Genomic DNA, 18,195 nt, shown 5'->3' with positions numbered 1-18,195 from the left:
CGCACTATATCTAATAGCTTCTAACGATATCAACCATCATTATAGGTTGCATTGCAGTCCTAATCAATATAATAAAAGTGCACTCTAATATAATAAAAATGATCCACAATCAGCAGTATTTAGCTCAAGCTATAGTCAGATCAATAGTCTCCGATCGTTACATGAAGTGCTTCAATATAGACTGCTGCAAGCTTGGAGAGTGCAACATTTCTATGAGATATCCATCCAACATTAATCATTTCATCACAATCCAATTGAACAGGAATGATTTCATTTCCATTCAGATCAGCACTAAGTACCCCTGTTGAGATCGTGTATCCATTCAAACCAATTAACAAATTAAAAAGCGTCGCCCGATCATTTACACGTATACTCTTCGGATGCGATAATGTGCTGAGAATTTCCTCAGAGAAATGAAAGGAATTATACTCCCCCTGCTCAAATGACAAATATGGATACTTTTGAAGTTGATCGATCGTAACCATAGATTGCTTAGCTAAAGGATTTTTACTACTAATAAAAATATGAGGTTTCGCCATAAATAAACTATTAAATTGTAAATTTGCATCTTTTAGCAGTTTACTAATGACCTTATCATTAAATTCATTAAGATATAGTATCCCAATCTCGCTTCGCAGAGTTTTGACATCTTGAATGATCTCGTAGGTTTTGGTCTCACGTAGTGCCAATTCGTATTCATTTTGACCATATTCATTAACCAAATTCACAAATGCATTCACTGCAAAAGCATAATGATGGGTTGAAACTGAAAAATGTTGCGGAGAGGGTTTGGCGTCTAAATACCGGCTCTCTAATAAATCTGCCTGCTCAATCACTTGACGAGCATAGCTGAGAAACTCCACCCCCTCCTTGGATAATGTAATTCCTTTATTGGTTCGTTCAAAGATTGTAATCCGCAGCTCTTCTTCTAGATCTCTAATCGCATTAGAAAGACTGGGCTGGGATATAAATAATCGCTTCGCAGCTTCATTCATTGAACCTCGATTAGCAATTTCAATGGCATATTTCAATTGTTGTAAAGTCAATAGAATTAGTCCTCTCTATTTAATGTCCTAGTTCATTCCAAATTCAGATGCAATAAGTTCATAAGAGTGAATTCTTGCTTTCTCATCATGGATCGGACTATTCAAGAGAATCTCACTAACATTGAAATCTTTGCTCATTTGTAGCAACTGCTTTTTCACTTGAGCAGGTGTACCGATTACTCTACGTTGGCGAATTTGCTGAATATGTAGAAGATCCGCATCCGTATATGGATAATTATTTGCTGTCTCTACGGAAGGGAGATACGGAATTTCAAGACCTGTTCTAATACCTAGAAACAATAGATCATTACTCTTGGCTAATTGATCTGCTTCTTCTTCCGTTTCTGCGCAGATCGCAAGTGTTGCAATCATAGAGCGTGGATGATCCTCAAGCACATGATTTGACTCGAAATGTTCATTGTAATGTTGTGTTGCCATTTCTCCTCCAGGTGTACCGAAGAACTCCGCGAAGGCATAAGATGTCCCTAAACTCGCTGCAATTCTCGCACTCTCTCCACTAGAACCTAATAGCCAAATCTCTGGAGCACTCGAAATAGATGGAGCCGCTAATAATTTCTCGAACGGATGACCTGCAGGCATTGAATTATTCAAATAACCGATAATATCAAGCACTTGCTGAGGATATTTATTCACATCAACGTACTTATCCTGTTGTAAGGCTCTTGTAGCAAGCGGCATACCACCTGGTGCTCTTCCCAATCCTAGATCGATTCTACCTGGGTGAAGCGCCTCTAGTAGACGGAAATTCTCAGCAACTTTATAGGCACTATAATGCGGGAGCATAATTCCTCCTGATCCGACACGAATCCTATTCGTCGCTGCCGCTAAATGAGCAACTAGTACCTCAGGACTTGAGAAAGCCAGTGCAGGCATAGAGTGATGCTCAGACACCCAGAACCGATTATACCCAAGTTCCTCCGTTGCCACCGCCAAGCGTGTTGAATGCTGAAGTGCCTCCGTCGCTGTTTGTCCCTCATTAACATATACTTGGTCAAGTACACCTAACTTTATCATATATAAACACTTCTCCTTATCTGTGGTGTGAGTATTGAAAAAAAATAGCCCTTCATCAAAAGGGCTTACTGGTACTATTTAATAATCTAAATCAAACTAAATTATAACACTTAAATCTGATGAAAACCAATTGATGACGATTAGATTCTCACATAAAGTTGTTCCTTATTTTTTATTCATATACTCGTCAATCTTTCGTTGTTCCCAATCATCGCCGAACAAGAATCCATTACCTAAAACAGAGAATCCATGTGCTGCTATACGATGCCCCATCCAACTAAAGTATAAATAAACCAGATGCTGTCGCGGGTGAAAAATAAATTCATCACTTCTATATTTTATTGTTAATATATATTATAATAATATATATTAACATAATATAAAGGAGGCTATCTAATATGCAAATTATTTTTGGTACGGGTGCATTAGGTCTAGCGGTCATGAGACAGTTATTGCGCAATGGAGAAAAGGTGATTATGGTTAATCGAGGATCTAAACCACAATTACCTACTGGTGTAAAGCTAGTACATGGTGATGCGTCGGATGAAGACTTTTGCAAAGTTGTATGCCGTAAAGCTAAGGTCATATATAATTGTACAGGGCTTCCGTACAGTCAATGGGAAACCGATCTACCGAGAATTCAACATGGAATTATTGAAGGTGCAGCATCTTCTGGTGCAAAGTTGATTTATGCTGATAATCTTTATGCTTACGGACCACCTCATGGCGACCTTCATGAGAATCTTCAAGAAAAACCAGTAGGTGCAAAAACAAAAATTCGATCTACCCTTAGCGAAATGGTATTACAAGCTCATAAAGAAGGTAGGATTCAAGCAGCTATTGGTCGTGGTTCAGACTTCTATGGTCCTCATGTGCAATCAGCAATGTTAGGTGAGCGTGTATTTAACGCTGCACTCGCAGGAAAGCCTGCAGAAGTAATTGGAGATATTGACCAGCCTCATACCCATATTTTTATCGATGATTTCGCACGAGCGTTAGTAATATTATCCGAAAATGAAGAATCTCTAGGCCAAGTATGGCATATGCCTGCAGCTGAAACCATTAGCACTCGTCAGTTAATTAACTTAATTTATAAGGAAGTTGGCCAGAAACCGAAGGTTCGAATCGCGAACGGATTCTTGTTGATCGTTATGGGATGGTTTGTGCCGATGATGCGAGAATTCAAGGAAATTATGTACATGATGAATCAACCTTTCAAAGTGGACCATGGTAAATTTGATCGAGCCTTTGAAATGCAGGTGACACCTCATTCAGAAGCGATTCAATCTACAGTTGCATGGTATCGTGGCAAGGAATAACAGAATTTGGAGGCAGAATTAAATTGACACGTCGAGAAGGAAAAGAAAATAGCAGCATGTATGCCATATTGGGTATTTTGACATTGGGCCCTCAAACAGGGTATGACATAAAGAAACAAATGGAGCGTAGCACTAGCTACTTTTGGAATGAGAATTACGGACAGATTTATCCACAACTAAGTAAGTTGTTAGCAAAAAATGATGTTACGATGCAAGTGGAGACTCAAGAGGGGAAACCTGATCGTAAAGTATACACCCTAACAGAACAAGGAACGCAAACTTTAACTGCATGGTTGAGCAAGCCAATGGAACATACCTTCAGTGAGAAGAACGTGCTCTTACTACGTTTATTCTTCGGACATAATGTCCCACTTGAAATCAACATCCGCCATATTGATGAGTTTAAGAATACGATGCAGGAAAAGCTACAAGTGTTTATTACCTTAGAAGAATCACTTCGTAATTGTCACTCTCAGGATAATAATTTAAAGTATTGGCTATTGACTACCAATTACGGCAAAATACAAGTGAAGGCATTGATTCAATGGTGTGAGGAAAGTATCGAAGAATTAAAAAGCTAACTAAATCGAATATCAAGAATCAATTTCATAATTACGCAACCCGATTTAGCTGCATCGGCGATTATGAAATTGATTCAAGTGAAACCTTTACTTTATTATATTTTGAGAAAGACGTAACCATCATTGGTTACGCCTTTTTATTTCTAAAGTTTCTCTAGTCCTCGTTGGCATCATGTAGCATTTCTTTGCGCCGGTCGTTTTTCTTTTGTTGAAACTGTTGTGCTTGTTGACTTGTTACAGGTGTCGATTCGAGATCCTTGACCGTGTTAATCAGATTTTTATCAGGCTTTATTGGACTCATTTCATTACTCCTCCTAGCATCGTTTGTCTTTATGAGCATGATCATATTATTACAGCAATGTAATTGATCTATTCATGTAGTTCATATTAGAAATTTCGACAGAGTCTTATTATATGGACACTTGAAGTTGAGAACAACCAAACCGAAACATTCTGCTCATAATGGTTGGAACCACTGAGGCATGATTTTCTTTGGGTGCTACATACACATTTACAGGGTAATGATATTTGTGTAGTACCTGCTTCAGCTTCTCAGCATCCTCAACCATATAACCTTCTTCTCCTCCTACAGTGATTTATAATCCGTTGTATTTATAGCATATTTTTCGGCATACATCAGTATTTCCTGATTGTTTCACCATACGGATGGACTGGCACTAAGGTAAGCTTGGAACAACTCCGGCCTAGTAAACTTTACCCATAGTGTGAAATATCCACTCAATGTGTGACCGAATAAACACCTCTTTGTATTATCGATAGGATACTGCTCCTCAATATACGGCATTAACTCCTTTTCAATAAAGGCGAGGAAGTTTTCTGCTCCTAGCTGCATCTTCCATGGATTCCAGACTTGCTGCTACGATATTGTTCACTTGTGCTGGTAGTGTGTAGCTTTCTCCAAGATATGTAATCGTTTGATCAGTAGTAGTAACTTCTACTGCTGCTGTTGGTGAAACATCTTAAAATAGGGATCATCATGAATCCCTTCTGGATCACTCTCGAAAGTAATTTGCTTAGATGGTGACTTCAGTTTTGTGCATAGGATGTCATATCCGATAATGAGTTTGAATAAATGGGATTATTTCATTTTCTAATTCATTCAAGTACGCATCCCCTTCTCCACTGAAAGGAGCGAAGTTGTCTACTAATGCTGGATGTGGCCATCTACAAGAACAATTGGAACGGTAATCTCCTTCCGAACATTCTCTTCAATCTCGAACAATATATCCTCGAATAAGTCTTCATGTTAGTATGCATACCTCCTAAGAGTCTTCTAGGAAAAGTAAAAAAACATACCATAATGGCATGTTTATGTGTGTTTATACACGATAATCCACTTTATTGAGCAGCCTGTTGATTCCTAGCTAAGCCTAAAGGTATGAAATAAGGAACACCATTTTCTTTAAAAATTTTCGCTTCGATCGAGAATACATCCTTGAACAACGCAGTATCGAATACTTCCCCCGGACTACCTTCTCTAAATATCTTCCCCTCTTTCATGACAACTAGCCGATCACTATACTTTGCAGCTTGATTCAGATCATGCAATACCATCACTATCGTCATATGAAGTTCACTATTTAGATATTCAACGAGATTCATCAACTCCAATTGATGCGAAATATCTAAATAGGTTGTCGGTTCGTCCAAAAGTAGGATTTCAGGCGATTGGACGATCGCCATTGCAATCCACGCTCGTTGCCTTTCCCCACCAGAGAGGGTTTGCAACGAACGAAATTGCAGATGTGTCAGACTGGTAACAGATAACGCCCAATCAATCAATTTCTGATCTTGCAGACCAAGCCGCTCATGCCATTTGCAATGTGGTAGCCGACCATGTGATACAAGGTCTCGCACAACGATATCCATCTGTACATTCTGAATTTGCGATAGCATAGTCATCTTTCTTGCAAGTTGCTTGTGACCGATCTGACTTATTTCCTTACCTTCGATGAATACGCAGCCGTTATCTGGTTTAAGTAGATTTGCCATTAGTCGTAGCGTCGTCGACTTGCCCGAACCATTCGGTCCGATGATGCTTGTTATTTGTTGTTTCGGGATATAAAACGAAAGACTTCCAAGCGAAAAGGAACCAGATTGTTTATATTTAACATCATCTATCAAGTATGAATTTGACATCTGATCCCTCCTTGTCTGTTCTATCTAATGTCATTACTGCTTTACTTTCTCTAATTCCTCTATGAAGAAATCAATGGATTCAACTACCCGCGGCCCTGGATTGGATCCGAACAGGCTATTCGGCAATAATACAAAATGACCATTCTTAACCGCGTCAATCGATTGCCAAGCCGGATTATTCTCCATTTCCTTAGTAAAGCTATCCATAGCCACTTTAGCAGGACCAGGCGATATTAAGAAGATTGCATCCGGATTCGCTTCCAGAATTCGTTCCGTATTCAATTGGGCATATTGGGAGTATTTCTCCAACTGTGGATAATCTTTCGCAATATTGACACCACCAGCCACCTCCAGCAGGTTACCCGATAACGAGTTAGGCAAGGCTACCATCCAGTTGCCTGATACTCCAAAGACGATCAATGCACGTACGGGATTCTCACTCTTATTCACAGATTTCACTTTATCTTCGATTTTCTTGATTAATGTATCTGCTTCGCTATTCTTCTGCATAACAGTGCCGATAATATCAATAGTCTTATAAATATCATCCAAGGTGCTAGCTCCCGTCAGCAAGACGTTAACGCCCATTTCCTTAAGTGCAGGAACACTTTTAGCATTTAACTGCTGATGGGCGATAATTAGATCTGGGTTCAGGCTAGCAATTTTCTCTAGACTCAAATTCATCATATTACCTAGTTCAGGAACGTCTTCAGCTTCCGGTGGGTTAACCGTGTCCGATACAGTTGTACGTCCCACAACTGTTCCGCCAAGTGCATAGACAATCTCCATATCCCCGGCACTAAGCGCGATCACTCGTTCTGGCACTTTATCTAATTTGACGACATTACCTGCCAGATCCGTTACCTCGATTGCTTGTTCACTAGTATCAGAGGTTGTTTCAGCAGTAGCCGTTTCCATTACCTGGTTGGAGGAAGTTTCTTGTACGGTATCCACCTTATTGTTTCCGCAAGCAGATAACACCAGTAAACTAGCAATTAAAACAAGAGATAATACCCATTTAAGATTAACCATATGTTTTTGATTCATCATTCAATAATTCTCCTCTTTATTCATAAATAAATTAATTTAAAATTTTCCCTCTACGTAGAAGTAATAGGAAGAAAGGACCACCGATGGCAGCTAGTAGAATCCCCACAGGCAATTCAATTGGGTCAAACCAGCTACGAGCAGCTGTATCAGCAAATACTAGAAGCCACCCTCCGGTTAAAGCGGAAATTGGGAGCAAATAGTAGTAATTATCGCCGATAAGCAACCGAACAATATGTGGGACGATCAATCCAACGAACCCAATCAAGCCTGATACACTTACCGCAGCTCCCGCAAGGAACGTACTTAAGATGATGAGTAGCAACCGACTTCTTTCTACACGATGGCCAAGAAGCTTCGCCGTATCATCTCCAAGAAGCAGGATATTTGCAGGCTTTGCTGCAAATAAGGAAAGTGTAATACCGATCACCGCATAAGGAAGTATAATCCAAAAGTGTGGCCAACTTCGATCACTTAATCCTCCCATTAGCCAAGGAAGCACACTTTGTACGCTATCGCTGTATATAATCATGACCCCAGAAGTGATCGCTCCCAGCAATGTATTCACCGCAATACCGGCTAATATGAGTCTCATCGGAGAGGCTCCTTTATTCCATGCGAGTAAATAAACGATGGTTGCGGCCAATAGGGCTCCTAAGAATGCACCAACAGGTAGAAAGGATACATGTTGCGGAAAAATGATCATCACAATAATAGCGACTAATCCCGCTCCGGCAGAGACTCCAATAATGCCAGGATCTGCAAGCGGGTTTCTTGTCACTCCTTGTAATAATGCACCCGAAATGGCCATGCACATCCCTACGAGAAAACCCGTAAGAACTCGCGGTAGCCGTAAATTCCAAACAATCTGATGCGTCATGGAGGACTCACTTACCGTTAATCCATCCCATATTTCTTGCATAGATAAGGAGATAGCGCCCGTCGACATCCCATAATAGAAAGAAAGTACTACCAATACAATACTTGTGAAAAAAATAATTATTCGTTTTATCCTTCTATGATCTTCAAACTGATTTTGTAAACTTACTTCTTTAATGTTTCCATTCATTTAACTCCTCCTACATAATTGATAATGATTATCACTATCAAAAATAGCATAATTATTTAATGTGAGTAATGACTATCGTCACATATGTAGAGATATTTATTGATTATGTCAGCTTTTTTACATATTTAAATATATTATTCAGACCACTCAAATGTATCATCTTGCACGTCTTGTTGTAGCTTATTAAAGAACCATGTAACCCCCATCCACCAATTTGGATCTTCTGCATAAGTTTCATTCAGCCACTGTACAGGATGTCTACCTTCTGGGCGGCGGCTACTAATATTAGCTACTGTCTTGGCTGCAATCTCTGCCGAAGATTTAATTGTTGTATTGTAGAGCTCCCAACTGCCGAATACATTAAATGGATTATTCGCAATTTTCTCAACATCTTTATGGTTTTTCGAAACAAACCCTTGCTCCTGTCCAGTGATAGCAAAGAGCAATAGTGGGTGAATATCGTATTGTTTACCGGCTGAGATTATAGCAGAAATAAAGGGTTCCTCAGCTAAAATTGAATTTTTTTCTAATAAATAATTCTGTAAACGTTTCGTATCCACAGAAACATATCGGAACTCCTTCGGAATTCCAAATGAATCCGATTTCTCTATTTCAGAAACGACAGGTTGCGATAAATTAGTTGTATTTATAGTTGGAGCTAGTGCTGCTGGCTGCTGATTCACTAAAGTAATTGTCACTAAAGTAATTGTCATTAAAATAGCTGCCGCAAAAACAGTAGCACCAGCTATATATCTCTTTCTATTCAGCCATCCTTTTCTTGGTGTAGATACAACTGATTCATGGGTAGCTGCTAGCTCCATACACGGGATACAATCTATTGAACTCAATTTACTTTCCAACGCTTGAAATCCGACTAGGGGTTTGTCCTCCATAGACCACCCCAGAATAATTTGGCGTACTTCCTCTTCTAGTGTAGAATTCGCAGTTTTGCTACATACCCATGCAGCAAGGGGGAATAATATATCCTCCCTGCTCAAATCAAGTGACATGCATTGTTGTAACACGTCATCCACATCAATGCTGAGAAGTTCCCTTTTATTCATAAGCAACTTAGAGCGAATCTCCCTTTTTAATACATCAGGAACTGAAGGAAGACGGCTATCGATAATCCGATGCACCGCATTAGCCAATACAGATGCCCGCTGCTGTCGATCAAAGTTATGGTGCTTTATATCTATGTAATGCTTCAGCCTTATTATTTCCTCACTAGACATAACCTTCTCCTGCATGCTTAAGACCTTCCTGTACTTGATTTCTGATGATATAATCTATGTAAATAGATTCCATATGCATAATGAAATATCCTGCTTACGCACTATTCAGACTCGAACTATCAGCTGCAACTTTTAGAAGAAACATTTGTATTAGAGGATGTAAACGATTCAACACCAGTTCCGTGTATTACAAAATCATTAAATCGGTTAAATAAATGACAGGCTAACTATGAACAAAAAAAGTAGGTCAGGATGTTATCCTTGACCTACTTTTGGAGTATCTAACCATGGTCAAAAGCTGATTCTCCTTGTCTTATTGTTATATTTCTTTTACTTCTAAATGTTTAGTGCAGTTATACATTTCGCAATTCCACCCTCTACTTGTTTTTAAAAGAGTAGTTAAAGAGGTGTTTTTTATATGTTCATCCATGTTTATGTTAGGAACTAATATCTTGAGAATATGTCTAGTGAACAATCCATGAGTTACAATTAGTATATTAGTAGCTGTTGATTGCGTAATAATCTCTTCCAATAGTGAAATCCCTCTGGTGGTGACTTGATCTGTACTTTCAATTCCTAAATTAAGCTTCCTCCAGTTATCTCCCCACTTTTTTATTCTCTCTGACTCAGTCGTACCTTCTATCTGTCCTCTTCCCACCTCACGTAATCTTACATCCCATTGAACAGGTATATCTTTAAGCTTCTTACTGATGATCTCCGCTGTTTGCTTTGCCCTTAATAGATTACTTGAATAGACGGCATCCCAATTCTCTTGGCTCAAGCGATCTGCCAATTTATATGCCATAGATATTCCTTCATCATCCAGTGGAATGTCTGTATTCCCTTGTGCTCTACCTGCATTGTTCCATGATGTTCTTCCGTGACGGATAATACCGATCCTAGTCATCTAGACACCTCTGTTTTAAGTGATTACCTATGAAAATATAGAATTATATCATATATACAAATTCCTTGTCCTGACTAGCCTTCACTCCAAATTCAAATGTATCTTGACGTAAACCACGTCTCATCGTTTCAAGAGCAAGAATTTCACTTGTTGGAATGTTCCCCAAGTTTACGTCAGACCCGAATTTGCGCAAAAACATGACCTGTTGATGTTTAAGTGGTGCTTCCCACATCAGTTGTTTTGTGTCAGGGATAAATTGGAGTATAGCGTCGAGAATATCCACTCTACATTCGCCTTTATCATCAAAAATACCAACACCAACACCCGATTCACGAGCCTCAACTGTTATTAATTTTGCTCCTGCATTCAGATCAATTTCAAGAGTTCGTGCAAGAAGTTCAGCATCAATAATTGATCCTGATAATTTCTTACCATACTCTGTATACACCTGAAGATCACGATTTCTTCCTTCCTGAATTAGCTCTGTACGTTTCCAGCGGGATAGCTCAATCGTACCATCGGATACTTCAATTCCATTAAAACCAAGATTACATATCGTATTGAAGAATTCTGGTACTACATTTTGCTGCACAGCTGCCTCCAACAGGGTCCCGCCTGGAATAACGATAATACCGTGTTTTTTGGCTAAATTAATCTTAAAAGTCAGCAGTTCATCATTATAAAGTGGGGCCGTACCAAATCCTAATTTCACACAATCAATATAGTGTGATGCTGTTTCTATTAAATCGATAAATGAGTTTCTACCTAACCCTTTATCAATGACCATTGTGTGACCACGGTCAGTGACTTGTAGTACATTACCATTGTCGGTTATAGTTGTAGACTCTTTACGAAGTCCACTGGGGTCAGATAACTCTTGGGGCCAGGCTGTACATCGGGAACCTTTCATCTGAGATCTCCTCAATTCCTTTATAAATTTTGCAACTTCAATTGATAAGATATCCTATGCGTTTTTCATTTGCATGTGCCTATAAGCCCTTAACAATCTGATACCCATTTGCCCCATTATTCCGACAATTTAGCTGGAGGTTTAATCATAAAGAACACTAATCCTAGCGTGATAAAAGATAATGCAGATACCGTGATAAAGACTAGACGATCAGATTTATCCATCATCCAACCGAATAGTGGTGGTCCTACTGCTACACCTAGAAACCGTAAACTATTATACAAAGATGTGATCATACCGCGTTCACTTTTCTGTACGGCTCCTGTGATAATCGTATTTAAGCATGGAAGGAGCAATCCCGTTCCGATACTACTGATCGTTAACAATCCAATAAATACATAAATATTCTTAAAAGAAAATATCGTAGCACCAAGGGCGACGGTCATAGCTATTAATCCTACATTCATAAGCACGCGCATCAAAGTTCCTTTTTTCTTAATCAGACTACCTGTCGTATAAGATGTGATAGCCATGCCGAGCAATGGTATTGCTAATATTAAGCCTTTTCGTACCCCTTGTATGTTGTACGGTTTCTCTTCAAGGATATTAGACAAGTAAAAAAGTACACCAAACAAAATAAAAAGTCCCAACGAACCAGCAAAAAACGAAGTGATTAGCCATTTACCTTTTTCACTGAAAACTTGACGAAGCTTGTGAATATACGCCTTTAATTCTTGCTTTTGATTGTGTTTCGGTTCTTTAATTAAAAAAATCACGGCCAATAATGACAGCGCACAAAAGATAGGAAAGGCGAAAAAGGATGCATACCATACGATTAGAGCAAGCAATGAGCCAATAATTGGACTAAGAACCTTTCCAACCCCATTAGAAGCTTCGATTAATCCTAATGCTTTACTTTCTGTACCACCTTTATATAAATCACCTACTAATGCCATGGCAATCGGCGCTGTACCTGCTGCAGACATTCCCTGTATCGCCCTGGCAATAATAATAACGACATAAGAATCCCATACTGCCCCGAAGCCAGCAAGTATCCCTGCTCCCCCATAAATAATTAATGCTGGAATAATAATAACTTTTCGGCCGAAACGGTCGGATAAATAACCGATAACCGGAATAAAGATCCCAGCAGCTAATGAGAAAATAGATATAATCAAGCTACTTTGAAATTTGCTTATTTCAAGCTCTCTCTGTATTTCAGGGAGTACTGGCACCAACATCGAATTACCAAATACAAGTACGATAGGGATCGTCGAGATCGCAATATATTCCCAAATCCGTCCTTTAGAATCATTTCCTTTCTTTGAATCCTTTTCTTTTATTTCTGTCGAATCTGATATGGTTATATCACTATTGAATGTAATATTTAACTTCCGCGATTTTGTTTTCTCCATCAGTTATAGGCTCCTCTTGCTGGTGATTTCGGTGTTTGTAATATGGACAGAACGAAAAGAGACATTCCAAAACATGGAACATCTCTTCACTGTTGTAAGAATTAAGTCACTTTATTCACATAAATTATGATGCTCTGTTTGAAGTTAAAGTATGCAAACATCTCACTTTTATAGTGATGTGATCATTTCTTCTTACGCCACGCTATTGTGAAAGTTTGATTTTCCCCGAAAGAAGTATTATATAACCTACTAACAATTCTCGTTGAAATCCCCTGACAAATAATGGCCTGAATAATTATAAACCAATCAATAACATATGCAGCAATAATAATGATTCCACCATTCAGCCAAAATAAAACCTTTGCAGGGTCAACATTCTTATATTTCGCAATCGCTAATGCAGCAAACCCGATTCCGCCATTTGAAACACCTTGTCTTAAAAGTATGGAAACACCACAGCCAAGTACCATAGAGCCCATCAAGAGATCAATCCATAAATTCGTAAATGGTGAAGTCAAATATACATCAAAGACATTCACTGAAACGGAGGTAATAGTTATCGTTATGATTGTCCCGATGGCACTGACCTTCCCGAGATAATGAACAGAAGAGATTAGAAATACAAAATTTGAAAGCCATAAACCAATACTTATTGGAATATGGAATAAATAATTCAGTAATACCGCTATACCTGCCCCACCTCCCGAAGGGATGGAATGAGGGAACAGAAATACACCCATGGCAAACCCCTGGATGACAGATCCTGCGAAAATGAAGATACTTCTCATCAGCAATCGACGCAGAAATAATCCACTAAATATGTATTCTCTATTTCTTTTCACTAGGTATCATCCTTATTGGTATGGCATGGCAGCCCGTCCGGCTTTTCCTTCTAATGTATGCTTACCATAAGAGTGGAATACCACTGACCCTTCATTTCCTTGATCACAAAAAATCCCCCATTTTTATCCGTGTATCCTCTCCTTTCGGAGAGGGTGCCGGCCAATTGTGGGGGATTTTCAAAATCTGATATTAGATATTTAATAATTGATGTTCACACGATTGAGAAAATTACTTGAACCCATTATGATTCATGCTTCCTCACCAACTATTATGAATGAATTTCTCCAATGCGGAAACATCTGTGATGTTCTTATTGCAGGTTTCACTGTTCACACACACATAGTTACCAATTGCCTTATAGTAATCAGGAGTAGCGTTAGCCGGTTTCGATTTCGTAATCACTGATAAAAATGCCACCTCTTCATATCTTTTACAAAAAAGGCAAAAGCCTTTCTTATTCGCAGGGGTACACTTGCCTTCTACACCAACGAGCTTCCCGTTAAGATAATAAACGAGAAACAATTTATTCAATGCGATATCGTTCCAGCCAAGGTAGGTCATATACCGGTAATCGATTTCGGTTAAATCGGGAACCTTCATTTTTTTTATTTTAGGAAATAGTTTAATAATCTGCTTTTCTGATACCTGTTTAAATTCCTCCATATAAGGTTCCAATGAACGCAAATATTGATGAAATTCTCCAGACGTATTTAACGTCGAAATGTTCTCTAACATTTGTTTTTGAAACTCTGTTATACCCGGTAACGCATCAATAATTTTGGATTGTGCACTATATCTAACCGCTTCGATCACTTTCGGATCAGAAACGGTGTTACAAGCATGTTGCAACAGACCAACCTGCTTCTTGATTAAGTTATATTGATTGTTTCTAATGAATGGGTTAACCATTACTAAACAGCTCCTTATTTTTTGTTGACAAGAAAATAAGTTGCAAAGCCCAGTATTAGAAACGATATATGCTCTCTTGGGCGACCATGTTAACAACAACTGTTCTCCCCATACAAAGTATCGCCCTATTATTAGGCTTCGCATGAGTAGATACTTACTCTGGCAATGTGATTTGCCATCCTATCGCCCCCTTTCTACGTTTAGTATAAAATAACCTTTCCTTTTTTCGCAACATTCAAAAAACATTAAAATCACTAACCTCAACTCTCAGTAATCACTAAGAACGTTCCCCTAACTTGACTCATAGTAAATTAACTTATATAGTTTCATTACAGAACAACGTAATGGAGATGAAAAATTGGGTGAGATTCGAAACGCGGAACGTACGCGTAAAAAGATACTTGATGCAGCAAGAGAAGAATTTTTCTCAAAAGGGTTCTCTGCTACTCGAATTGAATCAATCGCTACAAGAGCGAATGTCAAAAAGCAATTGTTGTATCATTATTTCAAGGGAAAAGATGATATTTTCGAAGCAGTGATGGATAACTTATATAGCCAACATCAGCCAATTACTTTGCAAACTCCAACAAATCCTGCCCTCCTAGCAGAGCACCGTTTAAGGGTAAATATTGAATATCGGATGGATTTCCAAAAGTTTACGGCATGGGAAGCGCTTGAAGACCAACCCAAAAATCCTCAAAGAGAAACCATTAGAAAGCAAGTCCTTCAATCCTACGTCGAAGATTTAAAAGCTAAACAAGAAATTGGACTTGTTCCCGAAGACTTAGATCCTGCCTTGCTGACTCTAGCAATTACCAGCTTAACCACCTATCCGCTGGTCTTCGCTGATGCAACAAATATGATAACTGGGATGGATCCTACCGACAAACAATTTCAAGAACAATGGATGGCTTTTCTTACACAGATCAGCGAAAAAATATTTCGCAATTCAGCCGAGTGAAATCGATAGCTATCTAGACCGAAGACCGAGTGTACTCCACACTCGGTCTTTTTTTAAACTTAATATATTTTAAGTCAAATACTACTTGACATTAGTTAAATTAAATTTTATTCTTAAGTTAATAATTTTACTTTATATTTGTAAAGTTATAATAATCTACGAGGTGATTCAGAATGGCATTCCAACCAAGCAAAACATTTATTAATTTGCCCGTTAAGGATTTGAAAAAAACGATGGATTTCTTCACGAAAGTTGGCTTCGAGTTCAATATGCAATTCACAGACGATAATGCCACTAGCATGGTTATCAACGATAGTACTTATGCCATGATGCTCGTGGAACCGTTTTTTCAATCGTTCACCAAGAAGGAACTGGTCGATGCAACAAAATACACAGAAATGCTCATCGCCCTAGCTGTTGACAGCCGTGCACAGGTGGATGAGATTGTAAATAAGGCCCTTGCTGCTGGTGGAACTCCGTCGAATGACCAACAGGATTTAGGTTATATGTACAGTTGGAGCTTCCAAGATATTAACGGACACATATGGGAAGTCTTTCATATGGAAGATCCAGAAACACACCAAGCGTAATTCATTTCTTACTACAATGAGGAAAAGAAGGGCTGACCCAAAAATCATAAATAATGACTTTTGGGTCAGCCCTAGAATAAAGCGAGGATTGATAAAATGGGAAAAGTAATAGCGTCAGTAAGCTGCACTTTGGATGGTATTTTTACAGGACCGAAGGGTGATGAAGATAATATGGTTAGCTGGGCAATGCCAGGTGTCATAGATGCGACCATGAATAATCTGATTATGTTTCAGCAGGCTGAAGCACTCTTAATGGGTCGAGTCACGTATGAAGGATTCTCCACCTACTGGCCCTTTCAAGAGGGAGATTGGGCTGATGCCATGAACAAGACCCACAAGTATGTGGCAACTCGCAATCGTGAGTGTGATGTGAAGTGGGGTGATTACAAAGATACGATCACGCTTCTATCCGGCGATGTGGAGGCGAAATTGGTCGAGCTTAAAAAGGAGTTTAATGGCGATATCGTTATCCCGGCAAGTGCCGATCTGGTACAAAGCCTGCTAAATGCTAGCTTGGTTGATGAATTTAGTATGATCGTTCACCCTATTATCCTTGGAAGTGGCCATAGGTATCTGAAAAACATCTCAAGTAGAAAAGATTTAAAGCTCCTGCGAACACAGCACTACGAGACAAGCGGATCTCTACGGTTATGTTACGAAGTGATTAAATAAGCTACCTTATTTATTCTGCTTGAAAAGTCCAATAATTATTTAATAGAAAGTTGACTATCGGAATTATCAAAATTGTTACCAACTCACCCATTAAGTAATGAAAAGAAAGAATGTGAACGATGAGAAACATTAGGAAGAAATTCAATGAGAATCCAACTAGCGACACCACTAAAAAACGAAAGAATCTCTGATGGGTAAAACTACTTCCATACGTATAACGAACGTTTATAAAAAACGACACTAGCGTCATAAAGATAAAAGCAGCTGCAGATCCAGCTACAGGATCCCATTGGTATCTTTCTATAAAAATAAAAACAAAAAGGAAATATATACCAATACTAATACAACCGACGACACTATATTTTAGAAACCGTATGACTAACTCTCTCTGTAACAGCATTTCATACTACCCTCTCTTTATCACGATAATTGTTTCCTACGAATGTGTAAAATCGCAATATCTATCGCCGACACAATTGGATGTAATGTGAACGCTCTGTATGAATTAATTTCAATTGAGCTAAGTTGAAGCTTAAATATATATGTCTGTTTCAACAATCATAAAGGATATAGAGTCTTTTCTTAACTAAGAAAAGTTCTATATCCTTTAATATTTGTTCCGTGTATATTTAAAATTACATGTTCTTGGAACCATCATCGTAACTAAACTGCCAAGTAATCCCGAATTTATCTATTAAGCCACCGTATAATTTGGACCAAAAGGTTTCTTGAAGCTCCATGACTACAGTGCCGCCTACTTTAAGTTTATCGAATGCAGCTTTAATTCCATCCATGTCAGCATTAACTAAGGAAAGGCTTATATTATTTCCGGCAATAAATGGCGAACCTGGATAAACATCAGAGAACATTACATTGCTTCCTTCAATATTAAGTCTTGAGAGCATAACTAAATTTTTGGCTTCTTCAGGAAGCGGATAGTCTGGATGAGAGGGGGTTTCTCCAAAGGTCATAAAATGGGTTTTTTCTATCCCAAAAACCTCTGCGTAAAACTCAACGGCTTCACGAGTATTCCCATTAAAACTAAGATTAACATCAACTGACATTCGTTTCACTCCTTAGATTTTTAATTAGATTATTTAAAAATGATGCCAATTAATATTGTATCAATAAAATAAAATAATCAATACAAGCCCAAGCATCGGCGAATGCCGAGAGGCTATACAAAAGAACACATCTCCACCCCTATCAGATTCTTCGGCTATCTGTATCTTCTTATCTAAATAATCCTTTTCACTAGCGTTTTTCCACTGGGCGTCTAGGATTAACTCTGACTATTCGTCTGCACTAATTGTACTACCGAGATAGAGGGTCTTTAATTCTGCCTTTAATTGTTCCTCTGAATATAATCCGTCATAATAATCATTATATAGTGATTCTAACGTGTCTTTGATTTCTTGTCTCTCCATATTGGGAAAACACCTACTTCAATAGGAATCATGCGTGTAATCTATTATACAACAAATTGAGAATAAACG

General features: G+C 38.5%; 23 protein-coding genes. 5 read left to right on the top strand and 18 right to left on the bottom strand.

Annotated elements, in window-relative coordinates:
- Window positions 1-140 precede the first annotated feature (140 nt).
- The 3 genes from LPB68_RS18130 to LPB68_RS23915 form a co-directional block, all read right to left on the bottom strand.
- The gene (locus tag LPB68_RS18130) at window positions 141-1,046 is read right to left on the bottom strand and encodes a LysR family transcriptional regulator (RefSeq protein WP_068656332.1); all 906 of its coding nucleotides are present in this window, start codon (window positions 1,044-1,046) and stop codon (window positions 141-143) included.
- Window positions 1,047-1,073: 27 nt separating this feature from the next.
- Complete coding sequence (locus LPB68_RS18125; protein ID WP_068656334.1) at window positions 1,074-2,081, bottom strand: LLM class flavin-dependent oxidoreductase; 1,008 nt, start codon at window positions 2,079-2,081, stop codon at window positions 1,074-1,076.
- A 165-nt stretch (window positions 2,082-2,246) separates the two neighbouring features.
- Window positions 2,247-2,378 carry a 2TM domain-containing protein gene (locus LPB68_RS23915; protein ID WP_269766260.1) on the bottom strand — a complete coding sequence of 44 codons (132 nt, stop codon included), beginning with the start codon at window positions 2,376-2,378 and terminating at the stop codon, window positions 2,247-2,249.
- A gap of 101 nt (window positions 2,379-2,479) precedes the next feature.
- On the opposite strand from LPB68_RS23915, the gene LPB68_RS18120 reads away from it, so the two are divergent.
- Together LPB68_RS18120 and LPB68_RS18115 are read left to right on the top strand one after the other, a co-directional pair.
- Window positions 2,480-3,400: an NAD-dependent epimerase/dehydratase family protein gene (locus LPB68_RS18120; protein ID WP_068656336.1), complete on the top strand. Its 921-nt coding sequence runs from the start codon at window positions 2,480-2,482 to the stop codon at window positions 3,398-3,400.
- A 23-nt stretch (window positions 3,401-3,423) separates the two neighbouring features.
- Window positions 3,424-3,981 (top strand): PadR family transcriptional regulator, encoded by a 558-nt coding sequence (locus LPB68_RS18115; RefSeq protein WP_068656338.1) that lies wholly within the window; start codon window positions 3,424-3,426, stop codon window positions 3,979-3,981.
- A 154-nt stretch (window positions 3,982-4,135) separates the two neighbouring features.
- On the opposite strand, the gene LPB68_RS23185 is transcribed toward LPB68_RS18115, so the two are convergent.
- The 12 genes from LPB68_RS23185 to LPB68_RS18065 all read right to left on the bottom strand — a co-directional run bounded on the left by LPB68_RS23185 (window position 4,136) and on the right by LPB68_RS18065 (window position 14,476).
- The gene (locus LPB68_RS23185; RefSeq protein WP_198402123.1) at window positions 4,136-4,282 is read right to left on the bottom strand and encodes a hypothetical protein; all 147 of its coding nucleotides are present in this window, start codon (window positions 4,280-4,282) and stop codon (window positions 4,136-4,138) included.
- 109 nt (window positions 4,283-4,391) lie between these two features.
- Window positions 4,392-4,550 carry a hypothetical protein gene (locus LPB68_RS22890; protein WP_157756162.1) on the bottom strand — a complete coding sequence of 53 codons (159 nt, stop codon included), beginning with the start codon at window positions 4,548-4,550 and terminating at the stop codon, window positions 4,392-4,394.
- Between the two features lie 86 nt (window positions 4,551-4,636).
- Window positions 4,637-4,786, bottom strand: coding sequence for an alpha/beta hydrolase-fold protein (locus LPB68_RS23910; protein WP_418303843.1), 150 nt, complete (start codon window positions 4,784-4,786; stop codon window positions 4,637-4,639).
- Window positions 4,787-5,340: 554 nt separating this feature from the next.
- On the bottom strand, window positions 5,341-6,141 hold the full coding sequence (locus LPB68_RS18105; protein WP_068656342.1) for an ABC transporter ATP-binding protein: 801 nt from the start codon (window positions 6,139-6,141) through the stop codon (window positions 5,341-5,343).
- Between the two features lie 33 nt (window positions 6,142-6,174).
- Window positions 6,175-7,191: an ABC transporter substrate-binding protein gene (locus tag LPB68_RS18100; protein ID WP_082865621.1), complete on the bottom strand. Its 1,017-nt coding sequence runs from the start codon at window positions 7,189-7,191 to the stop codon at window positions 6,175-6,177.
- Window positions 7,192-7,222: 31 nt separating this feature from the next.
- Complete coding sequence (locus tag LPB68_RS18095; protein WP_068656344.1) at window positions 7,223-8,257, bottom strand: FecCD family ABC transporter permease; 1,035 nt, start codon at window positions 8,255-8,257, stop codon at window positions 7,223-7,225.
- A gap of 134 nt (window positions 8,258-8,391) precedes the next feature.
- Window positions 8,392-9,507 carry a glucosaminidase domain-containing protein gene (locus tag LPB68_RS18090; protein ID WP_157756163.1) on the bottom strand — a complete coding sequence of 372 codons (1,116 nt, stop codon included), beginning with the start codon at window positions 9,505-9,507 and terminating at the stop codon, window positions 8,392-8,394.
- 304 nt (window positions 9,508-9,811) lie between these two features.
- Complete coding sequence (locus tag LPB68_RS18085; RefSeq protein ID WP_068656349.1) at window positions 9,812-10,399, bottom strand: histidine phosphatase family protein; 588 nt, start codon at window positions 10,397-10,399, stop codon at window positions 9,812-9,814.
- 43 nt (window positions 10,400-10,442) lie between these two features.
- Window positions 10,443-11,309: a phosphosulfolactate synthase gene (gene comA, locus LPB68_RS18080; RefSeq protein ID WP_068656351.1), complete on the bottom strand. Its 867-nt coding sequence runs from the start codon at window positions 11,307-11,309 to the stop codon at window positions 10,443-10,445.
- A 116-nt stretch (window positions 11,310-11,425) separates the two neighbouring features.
- A complete protein-coding gene (locus tag LPB68_RS18075; RefSeq protein ID WP_068656353.1) occupies window positions 11,426-12,724 on the bottom strand; it encodes an MFS transporter in 1,299 nt (432 codons plus the stop codon).
- Between the two features lie 182 nt (window positions 12,725-12,906).
- Window positions 12,907-13,566, bottom strand: a complete 660-nt coding sequence (locus tag LPB68_RS18070) for a YitT family protein (protein ID WP_232510175.1) — start codon at window positions 13,564-13,566, stop codon at window positions 12,907-12,909.
- Window positions 13,567-13,825: 259 nt separating this feature from the next.
- Complete coding sequence (locus LPB68_RS18065; RefSeq protein WP_068656355.1) at window positions 13,826-14,476, bottom strand: FusB/FusC family EF-G-binding protein; 651 nt, start codon at window positions 14,474-14,476, stop codon at window positions 13,826-13,828.
- Between the two features lie 358 nt (window positions 14,477-14,834).
- On the opposite strand from LPB68_RS18065, the gene LPB68_RS18060 reads away from it, so the two are divergent.
- The 3 genes from LPB68_RS18060 (at window position 14,835) to LPB68_RS18050 (ending at window position 16,699) form a co-directional block, all read left to right on the top strand.
- Window positions 14,835-15,437 carry a TetR/AcrR family transcriptional regulator gene (locus LPB68_RS18060; RefSeq protein ID WP_068656357.1) on the top strand — a complete coding sequence of 201 codons (603 nt, stop codon included), beginning with the start codon at window positions 14,835-14,837 and terminating at the stop codon, window positions 15,435-15,437.
- Between the two features lie 173 nt (window positions 15,438-15,610).
- On the top strand, window positions 15,611-16,027 hold the full coding sequence (locus tag LPB68_RS18055; protein WP_068656359.1) for a VOC family protein: 417 nt from the start codon (window positions 15,611-15,613) through the stop codon (window positions 16,025-16,027).
- A 96-nt stretch (window positions 16,028-16,123) separates the two neighbouring features.
- Window positions 16,124-16,699: a dihydrofolate reductase family protein gene (locus LPB68_RS18050; protein WP_068656361.1), complete on the top strand. Its 576-nt coding sequence runs from the start codon at window positions 16,124-16,126 to the stop codon at window positions 16,697-16,699.
- 10 nt (window positions 16,700-16,709) lie between these two features.
- Here LPB68_RS18050 and LPB68_RS23905 read toward each other — a convergent pair whose 3' ends face one another.
- From LPB68_RS23905 to LPB68_RS23685, 3 genes are all read right to left on the bottom strand, one after another.
- A complete protein-coding gene (locus LPB68_RS23905; RefSeq protein WP_068656363.1) occupies window positions 16,710-17,099 on the bottom strand; it encodes a GtrA family protein in 390 nt (129 codons plus the stop codon).
- Between the two features lie 235 nt (window positions 17,100-17,334).
- On the bottom strand, window positions 17,335-17,763 hold the full coding sequence (locus LPB68_RS18040; RefSeq protein ID WP_068656365.1) for a VOC family protein: 429 nt from the start codon (window positions 17,761-17,763) through the stop codon (window positions 17,335-17,337).
- Between the two features lie 228 nt (window positions 17,764-17,991).
- On the bottom strand, window positions 17,992-18,126 hold the full coding sequence (locus LPB68_RS23685) for a hypothetical protein (protein ID WP_257786618.1): 135 nt from the start codon (window positions 18,124-18,126) through the stop codon (window positions 17,992-17,994).
- Window positions 18,127-18,195: the final 69 nt, after the last annotated feature.

It is taken from the genome of Paenibacillus crassostreae, from assembly GCF_001857945.1.
Classification (GTDB): Bacteria; Bacillota; Bacilli; order Paenibacillales; family Paenibacillaceae; genus Paenibacillus_AQ; species Paenibacillus_AQ crassostreae.
Note: the sequence above shows the minus strand (reverse complement) of the source record. Positions and strands in the feature narration are given on the sequence as shown.

Bases quoted from the DNA above. Each gene is read 5' to 3' on its own strand.
- LPB68_RS18125 (WP_068656334.1), bottom strand. From the start codon at position 2,081: ATGATAAAGTTAGGTGTACTTGACCAAGTATATGTTAATGAGGGACAA.
- LPB68_RS18120 (WP_068656336.1), top strand. From the start codon at position 2,480: ATGCAAATTATTTTTGGTACGGGTGCATTAGGTCTAGCGGTCATGAGA.
- LPB68_RS23185 (WP_198402123.1), bottom strand. From the start codon at position 4,282: ATGAGTCCAATAAAGCCTGATAAAAATCTGATTAACACGGTCAAGGAT.
- LPB68_RS22890 (WP_157756162.1), bottom strand. From the start codon at position 4,550: ATGGTTGAGGATGCTGAGAAGCTGAAGCAGGTACTACACAAATATCAT.
- LPB68_RS23910 (WP_418303843.1), bottom strand. From the start codon at position 4,786: ATGCCGTATATTGAGGAGCAGTATCCTATCGATAATACAAAGAGGTGT.
- LPB68_RS18105 (WP_068656342.1), bottom strand. From the start codon at position 6,141: ATGTCAAATTCATACTTGATAGATGATGTTAAATATAAACAATCTGGT.
- LPB68_RS18100 (WP_082865621.1), bottom strand. From the start codon at position 7,191: ATGATGAATCAAAAACATATGGTTAATCTTAAATGGGTATTATCTCTT.
- LPB68_RS18095 (WP_068656344.1), bottom strand. From the start codon at position 8,257: ATGAATGGAAACATTAAAGAAGTAAGTTTACAAAATCAGTTTGAAGAT.
- LPB68_RS18090 (WP_157756163.1), bottom strand. From the start codon at position 9,507: ATGCAGGAGAAGGTTATGTCTAGTGAGGAAATAATAAGGCTGAAGCAT.
- LPB68_RS18085 (WP_068656349.1), bottom strand. From the start codon at position 10,399: ATGACTAGGATCGGTATTATCCGTCACGGAAGAACATCATGGAACAAT.
- comA (WP_068656351.1), bottom strand. From the start codon at position 11,309: ATGAAAGGTTCCCGATGTACAGCCTGGCCCCAAGAGTTATCTGACCCC.
- LPB68_RS18075 (WP_068656353.1), bottom strand. From the start codon at position 12,724: ATGGAGAAAACAAAATCGCGGAAGTTAAATATTACATTCAATAGTGAT.
- LPB68_RS18065 (WP_068656355.1), bottom strand. From the start codon at position 14,476: ATGGTTAACCCATTCATTAGAAACAATCAATATAACTTAATCAAGAAG.
- LPB68_RS18055 (WP_068656359.1), top strand. From the start codon at position 15,611: ATGGCATTCCAACCAAGCAAAACATTTATTAATTTGCCCGTTAAGGAT.
- LPB68_RS18050 (WP_068656361.1), top strand. From the start codon at position 16,124: ATGGGAAAAGTAATAGCGTCAGTAAGCTGCACTTTGGATGGTATTTTT.
- LPB68_RS23905 (WP_068656363.1), bottom strand. From the start codon at position 17,099: ATGCTGTTACAGAGAGAGTTAGTCATACGGTTTCTAAAATATAGTGTC.
- LPB68_RS18040 (WP_068656365.1), bottom strand. From the start codon at position 17,763: ATGTCAGTTGATGTTAATCTTAGTTTTAATGGGAATACTCGTGAAGCC.
- LPB68_RS23685 (WP_257786618.1), bottom strand. From the start codon at position 18,126: ATGGAGAGACAAGAAATCAAAGACACGTTAGAATCACTATATAATGAT.